This window comes from Dokdonella sp. GW821-FHT11D02 (assembly GCF_058808595.1).
In genome coordinates, this window is record NZ_CM179520.1 from 4932575 (window position 1) to 4947428 (window position 14854).

The following is a 14854-nucleotide window of genomic DNA, read 5'->3' on the forward strand; positions in this document are numbered from 1 at the left end:
CACGCGATGTAAAGAGCGCTCAAGACGCAGCGGACAGGCCGCGCACGCGCTGACGCGCTGCGTCAGAGCGCGGCCAGATTGGCGTAGGCGAGCACCAGCCGCTTGCGACCGGCGTCGGCGAAATTGACCTCGACCAGGGTGTGCGCGCCGGCGCCTTCGTAGCTCAGCACCACCCCTTCGCCGAAGCTTGCATGGCGCACGCGCTGGCCGAGCTTGAACGGCGCTGCGCTGTCGGGCGCGCTCACGTTCACCGAGTGGCGGCCGGCGAACGCGGGTCGGCTGACCTGCACGCGCGGCCGCACTTCGTGCAAAAGCTCGGGTGGAATCTCGTTCAAGAAACGCGAAGGCCGCGCGTAGGATTCGACTCCGTGCAGGCGGCGCGACTCGGCGTAGCTCACCACCAGCAGATCACGCGCGCGCGTGATGCCGACATAGGCGAGGCGGCGTTCTTCTTCGAGCCGGCCGGCTTCTTCGGTGGATTTCTGGCTCGGGAACAAACCGTCTTCGAGTCCAACCAGGAACACCAGCGGAAATTCGAGCCCCTTGGCCGAATGCAGGGTCATCAGCTGCACGCAGTCCTGCCACGCCTCGCCCTGGCCTTCGCCGGCTTCGAGCGCGGCGTGCGCGAGGAAGGCGGAGAGTTCCGACAAGCCGGCCTCGAGGTCTTCCGGCGTGCGGCGGAAGCGCGCGACGACGTTGACCAGTTCGTCGAGGTTCTCCACCCGCGATTCGGCGCTGCCGCGGCTGTCCTTCTCGTAGAAGTCGCGCAGGCCCGAGCGCGCCAGCGCGTGCTCGATCTGCTCGGCCAGCGGCAAGGCATCGTCGCGCGGCGCGTCTTCGTCGTCCGGCGCGCGTGGCGCGGCCGCATTCGGTGCGAGGCAATCGCGCGCGAGCTGTTCGATCAGCTGCAGAAATCCGCGCAGCGCGTTCTTGGCGCGACCGGCCAGCGCATCGGCGCCGAGTTCCATCAGCGCCGATTCCCACAACGAGGACGCATCGCGTCGCGCGCGCTGGCGCAAGAGATCCAAGGTGCGCTCGCCGATGCCGCGCGGCGGCGTGTTGACCGCGCGCTCGAACGCGGCGTCGTCGTGGCGATTGGCGACCAGGCGCAGATAGGCGAGCGCGTCCTTGATTTCGGCGCGATCGAAATAACGCAGGCCGCCGTACACACGGTAAGCGACGTCGTGCTGGATCAGTTGTTCTTCGAAGTTGCGCGACTGCGCATTGGAGCGATACAGGATCGCGATGTCGGCAGCGCGGCCGCCTTCGCGCAGGCGCTCGCGGATGCGCTCGATCACGTAGCGCGCTTCGTCCTGCTCGTTGTAGGCGGCGTACATCTCGATCGCATCGCCGGCGTCGCCGGCGGTCCACAGCTGCTTGCCGAGTCGATCGGGGTTGTGCGCGATGACCGCATTGGCGGCGGCCAGGATGTTGCCGGTCGAGCGGTAGTTCTGTTCCAGCCGGATCGTGCGCGCGTTGGGGAAATCGCGCAGGAAGTGCTGCACGTTCTCCACGCGCGCGCCGCGCCAGCCGTAGATCGCCTGATCGTCGTCGCCGACCACGAACACGTTGCCGGTGGTGCCGGCGAGCACGCGCACCCAGGCGTACTGCAAGGTGTTGGTGTCTTGGAACTCGTCGATCAGCAGATGACGGAAACGCTCGCGGTAATGCGCGAGCAGCGCGTCGTTGTGCAGCCACAATTCGTGCGCGCGCAACAGCAACTCGGCGAAATCGACCAGGCCGCCGCGGCGGCAAGCTTCTTCGTAGGCGCGATAGATGTCGATCAGCACGTGGCTGTCGGAGCGATAGCCGGCTTCGAGCGCGTCCGGCCGCTTGCCTTCGTCCTTGGCCGAATTGATGAACCAGGTCGCCTGGCGCGGTGGGAAGCGCGCTTCGTCCAAGCCCATGCCCTGGATCGTGCGCTTGACCAGGCGTTGCTGGTCGTCGGCGTCGAGGATCTGGAACGTCTCGGGCAGGTTCGCCTCACGAAAATGCCGGCGCAAGAGGCGATGCGCGATGCCGTGGAAAGTGCCGATGGTGAGGCCGCGCGCACCACCGACGATCAGGTTCTCGGCGCGCCCGCGCATTTCGCCGGCGGCTTTGTTGGTGAAAGTGACCGCGAGCACCGACCACGGCGAGGCGCGCTCGACTTCGAGCAACCAGCCGATGCGATGCGTCAGTACGCGCGTCTTGCCGGAACCGGCGCCGGCCAGTACGAGATAATGTCCTGCGGGCGCGGTCACCGCTTCGCGTTGCGCCGGATTCAATCCGTCGATGAGATGGGAAACGTCCATCGGACAATTGTAGCGGGCGTGTCGCGGCAGGCGTGCAGTAAGTGCCGTGTCGTAGCGAACACGCCGCATCGAGATTCAACACTCCGCGCGAGCACGTGCTTGTGCCGGGACACTACGGAACATCGCATGATCGAATTCAAAGCGCTGCGCCGCGAGGACGTCGTCCTCGTCTGGTCGATCGATCGCAGCGAACACATCGAGCACAGCTACGTCCTCGACGCCGACGGGCAGCTGCAACTGCGTCCCGATCCGTGCGAGCAGCACGGCTGGCCGCCGGGCGAAGCCGAGATTTATACGCCGCGCTTGCTCGACTGCTACGACCGCGGCGGCTGGTTCGAAGGCGCGTTCGAGCACGGCCGCCTGATCGGCGTCGCCGTGCTCGAAGCCAAGCGCATCGGCGCGCAACACGACGCCTTGCAGCTGAAGTTCCTGCACGTCGATCAGGCCTATCGCGGACGCGGGCTCGGTCGGCAGCTGTTCGAGCGCGCCTGCACCACGGCGCGCGAGCGCGGCGCCGCGTTCGTGTACGTCTCCTCGACGCCGTCGCAGCACACGGTCGATTTCTATCTTCGGCTCGGCTGCCGCCTCGCGCGCGAACCCGATCCCGAACTGCTGCGCCAGGAACCGGAAGACATCCATCTGGAATGCGCGTTGCTGTCGGCGCCAACCGGCGACCGCTGAGCCGGATTGACAGACGCGCGGCGAGCTTGCGGCGCCGAAGCGAAAATCTTTCGCGCAGCCATGCGACATACGCAGGCCGATTTGCGCCCTGGACTAGTCGAACCGACCTCCGGAGTTTTCGCCATGCGCTTGTCCTCGCCCTGCCCGCACACCCGCCGCCGCTCGCGTCTGTTGCGTGCGTTGTTGTTGCCGACGCTCGCCTGCCTCGTCCCGCTAGTCGCTTGCGCCAACCCGACGCTGGATGCGTTCGACCCGCAGGCGGACAGCACGGTCTATGCCTTCGCCGCGCAGACCGACGGCAAGCTCCTGCTCGGCGGCCAGTTCACCCATGCCGGCGGCCAGCCGCGCGCGCGCATCGCGCGCTTCAAGCTCGACGGCGGCCTCGAGGCCGGCTTCGATCCGGGCGCGGACGGCATCGTCAGCGCACTGCTGGTGCAGCCGGACGCGAAAATCGTGCTCGGCGGCTGGTTCGCGCAAGTGCACGGACAGCCGCGCGCGCGTCTCGCGCGTCTCAACGCCGACGGCAGCCTCGATGCCGGCTTCTCGCCCGACGTCAGCCACAGCGGTTCCGCCGCGGTATTCGCCATGGCGCGGCAGGCCGACGGCAAATTGCTGATCGGCGGTCAGTTCACGGCGGTGAATGGACAAGTACGCAACTATCTCGCGCGCTTGAACGCGAACGGCAGCCTCGATGCCGGCTTCGCCCTGGCCCTCGACGGCAGCGTCAAAGCGCTCGCGGTGCAGCCGGATGGCCGCATCCTGGTCGGCGGCAGCTTCACGCGCGTCGGCGGCGCGCTCAAGGGCCATTTGATCCGGCTCGCCGCCGACGGCAGCCTCGACGGCAGCTTCAGCGCCGCGTTCTACAACTCCGGCGAAGCGGTGAACGCGCTGGCGCTGCAACCCGACGGGCGCGTCCTGGTCGGCGGTTCGTTCGGCAGTCCCGCGCTGAGTTTCGTACGGCTGCGCGCCGACGGCAGCCACGACACCGCCTTCGTGCCGCAAGTGAGCCAGACCGCCGGCGTCACCGCCTTGGCGCTGCAGGCGGACGGCAAAGTGCTGATCTGCGGCCTCTTCAACAGCGTCGGCGGGCAGCCACGCAAGAATCTCGCGCGCGTCAACGCGGACGGCACTTTGGACACCTCGTTCCAGCCGCCGACCGCCACGCATCCGCAATACACGCCCGGCTTCGGCGCAATCCTGGCGCGGCCGGGCGGAATCAGTCTGATCGGCGGCGTCTTCACTGCGCTCGACGGCGCGCCGCGTGGGTTCGCTGCGCGCCTGCGCGACGAGGCGATTTTCGCCTCGGGCTTCGACTGAGGCGCTCTTACTGAGCTGCCGCTATCGCGCGAATCGCTTCACACCGGCGGCGGGTTGCGCTCGGCGAAGCCGCGCTGATGCCAGTACGGATAGGCCAGCGTGCGCTCGCTGGCCGCGTCCAGGCGTGCGATCTGTTCGCGCGTCAGGTTCCAGCCGATCGCGCCGAGATTTTGCTTGAGCTGCTCTTCGTTGCGCGCGCCGATCACCACGGTCGACACGGTCGGCCGCTGCAGCAGCCAGTTGAGCGCGATCTGCGGCACGCTCTTGCCGGTTTCACGCGCGACTTCGTCGAGCGCATCGACCACGCGATAGAGATATTCGTCCTCGACCGGCGGGCCGTAGTCGGCGGTCACGTGCAGGCGGCTGGTCTGCGGCAGCGCTTGGCCGCGGCGCAGCTTGCCGGTCAGGCGGCCCCAGCCGAGCGGACTCCAGACCACCGCGCCGACGCCTTGGTCGAGGCCGAGCGGCATCAGTTCCCATTCGTAGTCGCGGCCGATCAGCGAGTAGTAGGTCTGGTTGGCGACGTAGCGCGGATAGCCGTAACGGTCGGCCACGCCGAGCGACTTCATCAGATGCCAACCGGAGAAGTTCGACACGCCGGTGTAGCGGATCTTGCCGGCGCGCACGAGCGTGTCGAGCGTGGCCAAGGTCTCTTCGACCGGCGTCTTCGCATCGAAGCCGTGCAGCTGGAACAGGTCGATGTAGTCGGTGCCGAGCCGGCGCAGCTGCTCGTCCACCGTCTTGAGCAAATGGAAGCGCGAGGAGCCGACCGCGTTGGGCTCGTCGCCGAAGCGGAAAGTGGCCTTGGTCGAGATCAGCACCTGGTCGCGGCGGCCCTTGATCGCCTCGCCGAGGATCGATTCGGACGCACCGCGCGAATAGATGTCGGCGGTATCGAACATCGTCACGCCGGCGTCGAGGCAGAGATCGATCAGGCGGCGCGCTTCGGCGACGTCGGTCGCGCCCCAGGCGGCGAACAGCTCGCCCTTGCCGCCGAAGGTGCCGGTGCCGAAGCTCAGCACCGGCACGTTGAGGCCGGATGCGCCCAGTTGGCGGTGTTCCATCGTCGTGATTCCTGCAGGAGTAGGAACCACTGACTGGGGCGGCGCCGCGGCCGATTCAAGCCTGAACGTTCAAGGCCGCGCGGCGCGTCCGGATGACGAAGCGTCTACCTCAGTGCGCAGAGCCCGGCTTCGGGCGCGCGCCGCTGCCGTTCATGAGGCGGTCGGTCCAGGCGATGCCGATCGCCGACAGGATGAAGACGCAGTGGATGATGGTCTGCCACATCACGCCGGTCGGCGTCAGCGTATTGCAGCGCGGCGCGGCCACCGTGGTCGCCTTGAACAAGGCCATCTCTTCGGCGCTGCAGAACGGCAGTCCTTCCAGCGCACCCGAGGCGATGAAGGTCTTCAAGAGGTGGATCGAGGAGATGCCGATGATCGCCATCGCCAGCTTCACCTTCAGCACCGACGCGTTCACGTGCGACAGCCATTCCGGCTGGTCCGGATGATTTTGCAGGTTCAGGCGCGAGACGAAGGTCTCGTAGCCGCCGACGATGACCATGACCAGCAGATTGGAAATCATGACCACGTCGATCAGGCCGAGCACGATCAGCATGATCTCCTGCTCGCCGAAGTTCACCGCACCCTGGATCAGGTGCATGAGCTCCTTGACGAACAGCACCACGTACACGCCCTGCGCGACGATCAGGCCGAGGTAGAGCGGCAGCTGCAGCCAGCGCGAGGAGAAGATCAGGGCCGGCAGCGGCGACATCGGGGATGGGGATCGCGACATGCGGATTGCGCCAATCGATTCGAGGGACCGCCGATTCTAGCCGGCGCTCATGCCAGACGCATGAAGGGGCGTTCAGTCGAAGCCGCTTTCGAAGATGCGGTCGTTCACCGACGACAGACCGACCAGGTCGGACAGCACGGCCGCATTGGTCTTCAGGATCGCGCCGCCCATTGCCTGCACGTGCGGGCCGATGTGCGCGGGCGTGTCGCCGCTGTGGTGGTAGTACGGATAGCCGTCGTAGTCCGATTCGATGCCGAGCGCAGTCTGCTGCCGGCCCGCCTCGAGATAGGGCATGTGGTCGGAGCCGAACGGATGGGTGCTGAGCACCACGCTCAGCTCCGGCGCATACGTCGCCGCGGCCGCACCGAAGCGGTTGAGATAGGTCTGCGAATAGCTTTCGTAGTCGGCGTTGAGCTGGGCGTCGGCGCTGTAGCCGATCATGTCCATGATGACCACGCCCTGTACTTTGTCGAGATCGCCGCTGGCTTGCAGCGCGTCGACGTGCGCCTGGCTGCCGTACAAGCCCTGCTCTTCGCCGGCGTAGCACATGAACAGGATCGTGCGCTGCGGCTGCGCCGGCAGCAGCGCGCGCGCCAGCTCGATCACGCCGGCGCAGCCGGAAGCGTTGTCCTCGGCACCCGGCGTGTTGGCGATCGCGGTCTCCGATTGGTTGCGCGAGTCGTAGTGCGCGCCGACCACGATCCACTGATCCGGAAAGGTCGTGCCGGTCCAGCGTCCGATCACGTTCTGCCGCGTGATGCTGCCGCCGTTGGCGCCTTGCATCTCGAAATCCTGGGTGCTGACCTCGAGGCCGAGCGCATCGAACTGCTGGCCGATCCAGTCGCGCGCCGCGAACAACTCGGTGGTGCCGTAGCTGGAGCGATCCCAAGTGGCCAGTTCGCTGAGGTCGGCGAACCAGCGCGCGGTGTCGATGCGATCGACCACCGCCTGCACGCCCGGATCGGCCGCCGCGCCGACCGGCGCATCGAGCCGGTATTGCCGCGCGATCACTTCGTTGGGGCTGAGCGCGCGCCAGCTTTCGTGTGCATCGGCCGTCCGCGGCAGCGCCGCGCCGGCCGGCAAACGCCGCAGCTGCCAACGGCCGCCGCGCGCGAGCAGCTCGCCCGCCGCGTTCGCGCGTTCGTTGCAGCCGACCGCGCGCAAAGCGAGTTCGTCCAAGCGCAGGTCGTCGAGCGATTGCAGCACGGGTGCCGACGGCGGCAACGGCGATTTCGCCGAAACCTGGCCCGCGAGCAAGAGCTGATTGCCGAGTTCGAGCCACCAACGCACGCCGTCGGCGCGTTTGAGCGCTTCGACTTCGTCGGCGCGCGCGGCGCGAATGTCGAGCAGGAGAGCGTGCTCGCCGGACGCGGCGGGAGTGGACACGGACAGCGCGAACAGCAGCGGCAGGACAGGCATCACGAGCGGAATCCCGGCAACGGCGAATCGGGCAGTCTACCCGCAGCTGCTCCCTCGTTCCGTCGAATCCATCGGTAAAGAGGGCGCTTTTCAATACGCAGCCGTACGCGATGTACTCATACGCCGAGGCTTTTATGCGGACTCGATCCAGGTCGAGTCCACGCTTCGCGGCATCAACGCCGCGCGGTCGGATCGGCGTACAACTGCGCGGCGCGCTGGAACAGCACCCATGAAGTGGCGATGTATTTGTTGCCCTTCTTCGGCTTGTTGCCGCGATGGGTATGGGTGAAGCCGGCCGGCGCCAACAGCAGCGAGCCGGTGCGCGGTACGATCTTGCGGTGCTGGTAGAGGAACTCGGTCTCGCCTTCGGAGAAATCGTCGTTCAGATAGATCGTCCACAAGAGCACGCGGTGCAGGTTGTCGTCGCTGTCGGCCTTGGGCGAGATCTCGCTGTGCCAGTACGGATAACCGCCCTCGTCGGCGAAGTAACGCTGCAAGTTGATGCCGCCGGGACGGAACAGATGCGTGGCGAGCCGCTGCAGCTCCGATTCGCCCATCGTGCGCACGTCCTCGACGCCGAGCATGCTGGTCTGGCCGTCGGCGCGCTTGCGGTACAGCGCGGTCGGCGCCAGCGCGAGATAGCTGTACTTGCGCAGATAGGCCATCAAGCCGCGCAGCATCGCGGTGTTCAGCGCGGTGACCACCTGGCTCCATTCGGCGTGCGCGCTGATGTTGAGATCCCAGCTGTCTTTCAGCTTGGTGTTGACGCCGCCGGCGGTGGCACCGCGCGCGAGCTTGCCGCTGGTTTCGAACGCATCGATCAGCTGGCGGCAGACGGCGGCGTCGAGCGCGCCGTCATAGACCTCGATGAAATCCGCGTTCGCTGCGAGTTCTGCGCTCATGTCGCCGCCTCGCGGTGATAGGCGGTCACGCGCTCGACCTCGTTCTTGGAACCCAAAAATACCGGCACGCGCTGGTGCAACTGGGTCGGCTGCACGTCGAGGATGCGTTCGAGTCCGGTGGTGGCGGCGCCGCCGGCCTGCTCGACGATCATCGCCATCGGATTGGCCTCGTACATCAGGCGCAGCTTGCCGGGCTTGCTCGGGTCTTTCAGATCGCGCGGATAGATGAAGATGCCGCCGCGGGTCAGGATGCGGTGCACGTCGGCGACCATCGAGGCGACCCAGCGCATGTTGAAGTCGCGCCCGCGCGGGCCGGTCTTGCCGGCCAAAAGCTCCTCGATGTAGCGCCGCATCGGCGGCTCCCAATGACGCAGGTTGGACATGTTGATCGCGAATTCGGAGGTCTCTTCCGGAATGCGCAGGTTCGATTGGGTCAGCGGAAAATCGCCGTATTCGCGGTCGAGCGTGAACTGGTGCACGCCGTCGCCGAGGGTGAGCACCAGCACCGTGCTCGATCCGTACACCGCGTAGCCGGCGGCGACCTGCTTGGTGCCCGGCTGCAGGAAGGCCGATTCGTCCGGGTCCTTGATCCCTTCGGGGCAGCGCAGCACCGAGAAGATCGTGCCGACCGAAATGTTGACGTCGATGTTGGAGGAGCCGTCGAGCGGATCGAACACCAGCAGATACTCGCCCTTCGGATAGCGGTGCGGGATCGGATGCGGATCGTCCATTTCCTCCGAGGCCAGCGCGGCCAGATGTCCGCCCCACTCGTTCGCTTCGAGCAAGAGTTCGTTGGACACCACGTCGAGCTTCTTCTGCGTCTCGCCCTGCACGTTCTCGGTGCCGGCGCTGCCGAGCGCGCCGCCGAGCGCGCCCTTGCCGACCGCGATCGAGATGCGCTTGCAGGCGCGCGCGACCACTTCGATCAGCAGGCGCAGATCGGCGTTGAGGTGGCCCTTCTCGCGCTGCTCTTCGATCAAAAAGCGGCTGAGCGAAATGCGACCGCTCGACGGCGTGGACGACATGGGGCGATCTCCCGGAGAAAACGCGCATTGTCCTGTGGCGGCCGCCGCGGCGCCAGACGAGGGCGCCGCGACGGCACCGATTGACCGGCCGGCGCGCTTTTTGGCATACCTGCGCTCCCACCCCGCTCGGGTAGGCCTTTCCGGGTCATCGCGTGCCGTCCCATTTCCGCTTCGGCGATCATTTCATCGACGTGCGCGGCCGCAGCCTGCGCTGCGGCGACGCCGAGGTATCGATCGAGCCGAAAGTATTCGATTCGATCGTCTACCTGATCGAGCAGCGCGGCCGTGCGGTCGGCCGCGACGAGCTGATCGCCGCGGTCTGGGGCAAGGTCGACGTCAGCGACGCGATGCTGGGCCAGGCGATCCTGAAGGCGCGTCGCGCGATCGGCGACGACGGCCGCGCGCAAGGCGCGATCCGCACGGTGTCGCGCTTCGGCTACCAGTGGGTGATGCCGGTCGAGGATCTCGGGTCGGGCGTGCCGGCGGAGCAGACGCGCTCCGATGTCCCCCAAATACCCCAGACCATCGAACCGGCGGCGACGGTCGCCGCGCCGCCCGAAGCCGCGACGAGGCGCGACCCGCCGCTACGCCGGTCTCGGCGAAATCTCGCGCTGGCGACGCTGGCGCTGGCGCTCGCGGCGACGGCGGCCGCGCTGATCGTCGCTCGGCCCTGGCGAGCGTCGCCGCCGCAAGTCACTGCATCGACGCCATCGGCCGCGCCGCGCCACGAACGGCTCGTGCTGGTGCTGCCGATGCGCGTACGCAGCCCGCTCGCCGACGACACCTGGCTGCGTTTCGGCCTGCTCGCGCTGGTCGAAGAGTCTTTGAGCGACGCTAGCGATGTCGGCCTGATCTCGGCCGATGCCGCGATCGCCGCGGCTGGCAGCGACGAGACACGCCCGGACATCGCCGCCCTGCGCACGCGCACGCAGGCGGCGCTGGTGGTCGAAAGCGAGGCGCAACGCAACAGCGCCGGCTGGTCGATGTCGGCGACGATCCACGGCGGCGGCGAAGTCCGGCAAGTGGCCGCAGAGGGCGCCGATGCGATCGCCACCGCGGCCGTGCTGGCCGATCGCATCCGCGGTGCGCTGTCGCCGCAGGAAGTGGCCGATGCGCATCGCTCGGTCGACCCGGCGGTACGCGACCTCGCCGCGCGCATGCAGGCCGCGCTGTACGCCGGTCAATCCAAACGCGCGCTGGAACTGGCGGATACCGCGCCGGCGCTGGCCGCCAACGAAGAGGTCGCCATGCTGCGCGCGCACGCGCTGCTGGCTTTGGGTCGCTACGACGAGATGGAAAACGCGCTCGCCCGCTTGAGCCTGTCGCCGAACGTGCACTGGCGCGCCGGCGCACTGGTGCTGCGGGCGAAGGCGAAATATTCGCAACAGCGCGCCGACCTCGCCGTGCCCGACCTGAAGGCGGCGATCGCGCTGCTCGATGCGACAAACGAAAGACTGCTCTTGGCCAGGGCGTGGGCAGGTCTGGGGGTGAGTCAGTACCAGCTCGGCGACACCGACGCCGCCGAAACCAGTTTGCTGCGTGCGCGCATGATCATCGATCCGGCGCAGCAGCCGATCGAGATGGCGCGCAGCGATCAGAACCTCGGCCTGATCGCGATCCAGCGCAGCCGCTACGACGAAGCCGGCGCGATGTTCGAACGCGCCGCCGACACCTTCGTCGCCTTCGGCATGCGCGAGGCGGAGGCGGCTGCGCGCATGAACATCGCCACCACGCAGTTCACCCAACTGGACTATTCCGCCGTACTGGCGACGTTGAGCCGCGTGAAGCCGCTGACGGCGCAAATCGATGCCGGCAGCCTGCGCTACAGACCGGCGCACATGGAAGCCGAGACGCTGTTGCAGTCCGGCCAGCTCGCCGCCGCGCAAGCCGCCTATGCCGCGCTCGAGCGGGCTGCGGCCGACACCGACGCAGCGGTCGCAAGCGACGCACATCTGGCGCAGAGCAGGATCGCTTTGCAACGCGAAGACTTGCGCGGCGCACGCGCGCTGCTCGACAGCCTCAAGCCTGTCGACGATGCGAGCTTGCGCCTGAGCGTCCCCGCGCAGCGCCTGCGCCTGGCGATGGCCGGCGACGACCGCGCGGCGGCGGCACGGGCTGCCGCGGAAATATCGACCGACGCGCTCGAGAAAGGCGAACCGCTGGACCGCATCGCCGCGCAAACCACGCTCGCCGAGTGGCTCGATCGCAACGCCGACGCCGGTGCCGCCGCGATGTTCGAGGGTGCGCTCGCCGTCGCACGCGCGGACGGCACCCCGATGTCGTTGCGCAACGCCGCCGCACCGTACGTGCGCTTCCAGCTCGCGCGCGGCGAGCTGGAGGCCGCGCGCTCGCTGGCCGCGCTGATCGCCCCCTACGCGGAGCGTGATTTCGACTGCGCGCACACGGCGTTTCTGGTCGCGCGCGCCGGCGACGACGAGCTCGCCGCGACTCGGTTCGCGGCGGCGGCGCAAAGGCTCAAAGGAGAGCGGCGCTTCGATCCGTCCTCGCTCGCATCGAATCCGCCGCAGTCCAGCGACACATTGCATCCCTGAACGACATCCGCGCCTGCGGGCTCGATCGCAGCGCACGACCTCCGGCGACACATCGCCTGCGTAGGCAGGTCGTACGCGCGGCGCCTCACTTCAGGCTAGCCCACCGCGATCGCCTGAGCAGACCGCTTCGCGGGATCGCACGCGCCGCCGTTACCCAATCATTACCGCGCCGTTACTGCGGCGAGGACACAACGCGGACTCGCCTCGCTAACGTGCGGCGGCGACCCGGCAAGAACTCTTGTGACGTCGATCACACTCGGCCGAACCGTTCGGCATGGGCGCATACGTCGGTCACCCTCAACGGAGAATTCCTCATGAAGATCCACCTCTCTTTGCTGGCTTGCGCCCTGATCTCGGGCAGCGCGCTGGCGCAGAACGATCGTTCGGCGGCGGATGCACTCGCAGCGGACCGGGGCATGACGCAAATCAGTGAAGGCTTGTATGCGCAAACCGACGAGCACGGCGAATCGTATGTCGCGGTCAGTGCCGCCGGTCAGCAGGCGCTGCTCGCACGGCTGCTCGAACTGCGTGCGCAGTCGGCGCAGAAGACCAGCAAAGCCAACGCACCGCTCGACCGCCTGGTCCAGCAGTTGAGCCAGCCGGTGGAGAAGGGTGCCATCGAGCGCCGCGGCGACTGCAGCGGTCCCAATCCGAGCGGACCGCTGTACGCCGGAGCCTCCTCTTACGGCGGCCGCAGTGCGGGGGCGAGCGCGTCGAACTCCAATGCCGGGTTGAATACGACCAACACCGCCTATGCGCAGACCACCGACCGCGGCGGCCTGACCAACGAGCAGAGCAGCACGACTTACGGCACCACGCCGGCGAGTGCGTCCGTCTCGGCGCCGAGCACGCGCAATCTCTGCTACGCCTCGTCCGCCGCCACCGTCACCTGCCCGGGCGCGACGCGTCCGGCCGTCGCCGCTTTTGCGAACAGCTATCCGCAGCAGCCTGAAATTTGCATGTGATGCGTTGACGCCGCAAGGCCACGCAAGTATCGGCGAGGTTCCCGGCCAGCGCCGGGAACCTCGCCCCAACGCGCTCTCCGCACCACCGCGCAGGCCTGCTGACACCAGGCTGGCAGCATCCCCCCGCCACACTTCCCGGCGTGCAAATCACGCACTTGCGGGAGTGTGTTCCATGTTGAATCCGAACGTGCCGGCCTGGTTCGAGATCCCGACCGGCGATCTCGATCGCGCGCAGGCGTTCTACGAAACCGTACTCGGCGTCGAACTCGCGCGCCTGAGCCTCGGCGACACCGTGCTGGCGCGGTTTCCGTCCGGCGGCAAGCCGAACGCGAGCGGCGCCTTGATCGCGCAGGAAGATTGCGAGCCGTCGGTGCAAGGCAGCGTGGTCTATCTCAGCGTGGCCGATCTGGTGCCGGCGCTGGAGCGCGCCAACCGGCACGGCGGCGACACCATCGTGCCGCGCACGGCGCTGCCCGACGGCATGGGCTACTACGCGCAGTTCCGCGATTGCGAAGGCAATCGGGTCGGCCTGTGGTCGCCGCTGTGAACGCGCAGCGGCGGCAACTGCTGCAATCCGCCGCGGGCGGCGCGCTCGCGACCGCGCTGCTGCACGCGCAGGCGGCGCATTCTCAATCGCCGCGGTCGGTGCCCGGCAGCACCGCGCCGACGACGACGCGCGACGGCTCGCACGATTTCGATTTCTGGTTCGGCCGCTGGCACGTCGCCAACGAGCGTCTGCGCGAGCGCCTGGCCGGCTCGACCGAGTGGGAGCGTTTCGAGGCGACGCAGGAGTGCCAGCCGATCCTCGGCGGCATCGGCAACCTCGACGACTTCAAGACCGAGTGGGGCGGCGGCTTCGTCGGCATGACGCTGCGTCTTTACGATCTCGCCCGGCGCGAGTGGAGCCTTTATTGGGCGAGCAACCGCGACGGCTTGTTGCAGCCGCCGGTGGCCGGCCGTTTCGAGCACGGCGTCGGCACCTTCTTCGGACGCGACACCTACCAGGGCCGCGCGGTGCGCGTGCGCTTCATCTGGTCCGAGATCACGCCGCGCAGCGCGCTGTGGCAGCAGGCGTTCTCGGCCGACGAGGGGGAGAGTTGGGAAACCAACTGGATCATGCGCATGACGCGCCTTGGCCCGGCCGGAGCGAACGCATGAGCACCCTGGCCGAACACCCGCAAACCTCCCATGCGATCGCCACGCCGGCCGTGATCGAACTGCGTCAGTACACCCTGCACCCGGGACGGCGCGACGCGCTGATCGAGCTGTTCGAGCGCGAGTTCGTCGAATCGCAGGAAGCCTGCGGCATGCAGCTGCTCGGACAGTTTCGCGATCTCGATCGCGCCGATCGCTTCGTCTGGCTGCGCGGCTTCGCCGACATGCCGCAGCGCGCCGCGGCGCTCGGCGCGTTCTACGGCGGACCGATCTGGCGCGCGCACCGCGACGAGGCGAATGCGACCATGCTCGACTCCGACGACGTGCTGCTGCTGCGACCGGCACGCTGCGATTCCGGTTTCGCGCTCGAAACCGCGCGCCGCGCCGCCTTCGGCGCGACCGCGCCGCCGTGCGGGCTGGTGGTCGCGATGATCTGGCGCCTGCCGGTGCGCGTGGATGAGGGTTTTCTCGCGCTGTTCGAGCGCCGCGTGATTCCGCCGCTGCAAGACGCCGGCGCGCGGCTCCTGGCGAGCTTCGTCAGCGAGCACGCGACCAACACGTTTCCGGCGTTGCCGGTGCGCGAGGGCGAGAACGTACTGGTCTGCTTCGCCGGTTTCGAAGATGAGGCACACTGGCAGCGCGATTTCGGCGAGCTCGCCCGCACGGCGGGCGTGGCCTCCGATCCGCACATCCTGCGTCTCGCTCCCACCCCGCGCTCGCGCGTGCGCGGTTGAGCGCCCACTTCCCGCT

Annotated in this window: 13 protein-coding genes; 7 read left to right on the forward strand and 6 right to left on the reverse strand. The window is 67.9% G+C overall.

Annotated elements, in window-relative coordinates; all coding sequences use genetic code 11:
* Positions 1–62: 62 nt before the first annotated feature.
* A complete protein-coding gene (gene uvrD / locus AC3QL3_RS20890; protein WP_492896043.1) occupies positions 63–2294 on the reverse strand; it encodes a DNA helicase II in 2232 nt (743 codons plus the stop codon).
* Positions 2295–2420: 126 nt separating this feature from the next.
* On the opposite strand from uvrD, the gene AC3QL3_RS20895 reads away from it, so the two are divergent.
* A complete protein-coding gene (locus tag AC3QL3_RS20895; RefSeq protein ID WP_492896044.1) occupies positions 2421–2975 on the forward strand; it encodes a GNAT family N-acetyltransferase in 555 nt (184 codons plus the stop codon).
* Positions 2976–3098: 123 nt separating this feature from the next.
* Complete coding sequence (locus tag AC3QL3_RS20900; RefSeq protein ID WP_492896045.1) at positions 3099–4292, forward strand: delta-60 repeat domain-containing protein; 1194 nt, start codon at positions 3099–3101, stop codon at positions 4290–4292.
* 38 nt (positions 4293–4330) lie between these two features.
* Here the strand turns inward: AC3QL3_RS20900 and AC3QL3_RS20905 are convergent, their stop codons facing one another.
* The 5 genes from AC3QL3_RS20905 to AC3QL3_RS20925 form a co-directional block, all read right to left on the reverse strand.
* Positions 4331–5356, reverse strand: coding sequence for an aldo/keto reductase (locus tag AC3QL3_RS20905; protein WP_492896046.1), 1026 nt, complete (start codon positions 5354–5356; stop codon positions 4331–4333).
* A 109-nt stretch (positions 5357–5465) separates the two neighbouring features.
* The gene (locus AC3QL3_RS20910) at positions 5466–6086 is read right to left on the reverse strand and encodes a TIGR00645 family protein (protein WP_492896047.1); all 621 of its coding nucleotides are present in this window, start codon (positions 6084–6086) and stop codon (positions 5466–5468) included.
* Between the two features lie 72 nt (positions 6087–6158).
* A complete protein-coding gene (locus tag AC3QL3_RS20915; RefSeq protein ID WP_492896048.1) occupies positions 6159–7505 on the reverse strand; it encodes a M28 family metallopeptidase in 1347 nt (448 codons plus the stop codon).
* 173 nt (positions 7506–7678) lie between these two features.
* Positions 7679–8407: a 2OG-Fe(II) oxygenase gene (locus AC3QL3_RS20920; RefSeq protein WP_492896049.1), complete on the reverse strand. Its 729-nt coding sequence runs from the start codon at positions 8405–8407 to the stop codon at positions 7679–7681.
* Positions 8404–9432: a class 1 fructose-bisphosphatase gene (locus AC3QL3_RS20925; protein WP_492896050.1), complete on the reverse strand. Its 1029-nt coding sequence runs from the start codon at positions 9430–9432 to the stop codon at positions 8404–8406. Before AC3QL3_RS20925 ends, AC3QL3_RS20920 begins: the two co-directional genes overlap by 4 nt.
* A 152-nt stretch (positions 9433–9584) precedes the next feature.
* On the opposite strand from AC3QL3_RS20925, the gene AC3QL3_RS20930 reads away from it, so the two are divergent.
* The 5 genes from AC3QL3_RS20930 to AC3QL3_RS20950 all read left to right on the forward strand — a co-directional run bounded on the left by AC3QL3_RS20930 (position 9585) and on the right by AC3QL3_RS20950 (position 14838).
* Positions 9585–11984 (forward strand): winged helix-turn-helix domain-containing protein, encoded by a 2400-nt coding sequence (locus tag AC3QL3_RS20930; RefSeq protein ID WP_492896051.1) that lies wholly within the window; start codon positions 9585–9587, stop codon positions 11982–11984.
* Positions 11985–12298: 314 nt separating this feature from the next.
* Positions 12299–12949 (forward strand): hypothetical protein, encoded by a 651-nt coding sequence (locus tag AC3QL3_RS20935; protein WP_492896052.1) that lies wholly within the window; start codon positions 12299–12301, stop codon positions 12947–12949.
* Between the two features lie 172 nt (positions 12950–13121).
* Positions 13122–13496, forward strand: a complete 375-nt coding sequence (locus AC3QL3_RS20940; protein ID WP_492896053.1) for a VOC family protein — start codon at positions 13122–13124, stop codon at positions 13494–13496.
* Positions 13481–14107 (forward strand): hypothetical protein, encoded by a 627-nt coding sequence (locus AC3QL3_RS20945; protein WP_492896054.1) that lies wholly within the window; start codon positions 13481–13483, stop codon positions 14105–14107. Before AC3QL3_RS20940 ends, AC3QL3_RS20945 begins: the two co-directional genes overlap by 16 nt.
* Complete coding sequence (locus tag AC3QL3_RS20950; RefSeq protein WP_492896055.1) at positions 14104–14838, forward strand: NIPSNAP family protein; 735 nt, start codon at positions 14104–14106, stop codon at positions 14836–14838. The genes AC3QL3_RS20945 and AC3QL3_RS20950 overlap by 4 nt, the downstream gene beginning before the upstream one ends.
* Positions 14839–14854: the final 16 nt, after the last annotated feature.

Excerpts from the sequence above, each read along its gene's own strand:
- uvrD (WP_492896043.1), bottom strand. The coding sequence starts at position 2,294 with ATGGACGTTTCCCATCTCATCGACGGATTGAATCCGGCGCAACGCGAA.
- AC3QL3_RS20895 (WP_492896044.1), top strand. The coding sequence starts at position 2,421 with ATGATCGAATTCAAAGCGCTGCGCCGCGAGGACGTCGTCCTCGTCTGG.
- AC3QL3_RS20900 (WP_492896045.1), top strand. The coding sequence starts at position 3,099 with ATGCGCTTGTCCTCGCCCTGCCCGCACACCCGCCGCCGCTCGCGTCTG.
- AC3QL3_RS20905 (WP_492896046.1), bottom strand. The coding sequence starts at position 5,356 with ATGGAACACCGCCAACTGGGCGCATCCGGCCTCAACGTGCCGGTGCTG.
- AC3QL3_RS20910 (WP_492896047.1), bottom strand. The coding sequence starts at position 6,086 with ATGTCGCGATCCCCATCCCCGATGTCGCCGCTGCCGGCCCTGATCTTC.
- AC3QL3_RS20915 (WP_492896048.1), bottom strand. The coding sequence starts at position 7,505 with ATGCCTGTCCTGCCGCTGCTGTTCGCGCTGTCCGTGTCCACTCCCGCC.
- AC3QL3_RS20920 (WP_492896049.1), bottom strand. The coding sequence starts at position 8,407 with ATGAGCGCAGAACTCGCAGCGAACGCGGATTTCATCGAGGTCTATGAC.
- AC3QL3_RS20925 (WP_492896050.1), bottom strand. The coding sequence starts at position 9,432 with ATGTCGTCCACGCCGTCGAGCGGTCGCATTTCGCTCAGCCGCTTTTTG.
- AC3QL3_RS20935 (WP_492896052.1), top strand. The coding sequence starts at position 12,299 with ATGAAGATCCACCTCTCTTTGCTGGCTTGCGCCCTGATCTCGGGCAGC.
- AC3QL3_RS20940 (WP_492896053.1), top strand. The coding sequence starts at position 13,122 with ATGTTGAATCCGAACGTGCCGGCCTGGTTCGAGATCCCGACCGGCGAT.
- AC3QL3_RS20950 (WP_492896055.1), top strand. The coding sequence starts at position 14,104 with ATGAGCACCCTGGCCGAACACCCGCAAACCTCCCATGCGATCGCCACG.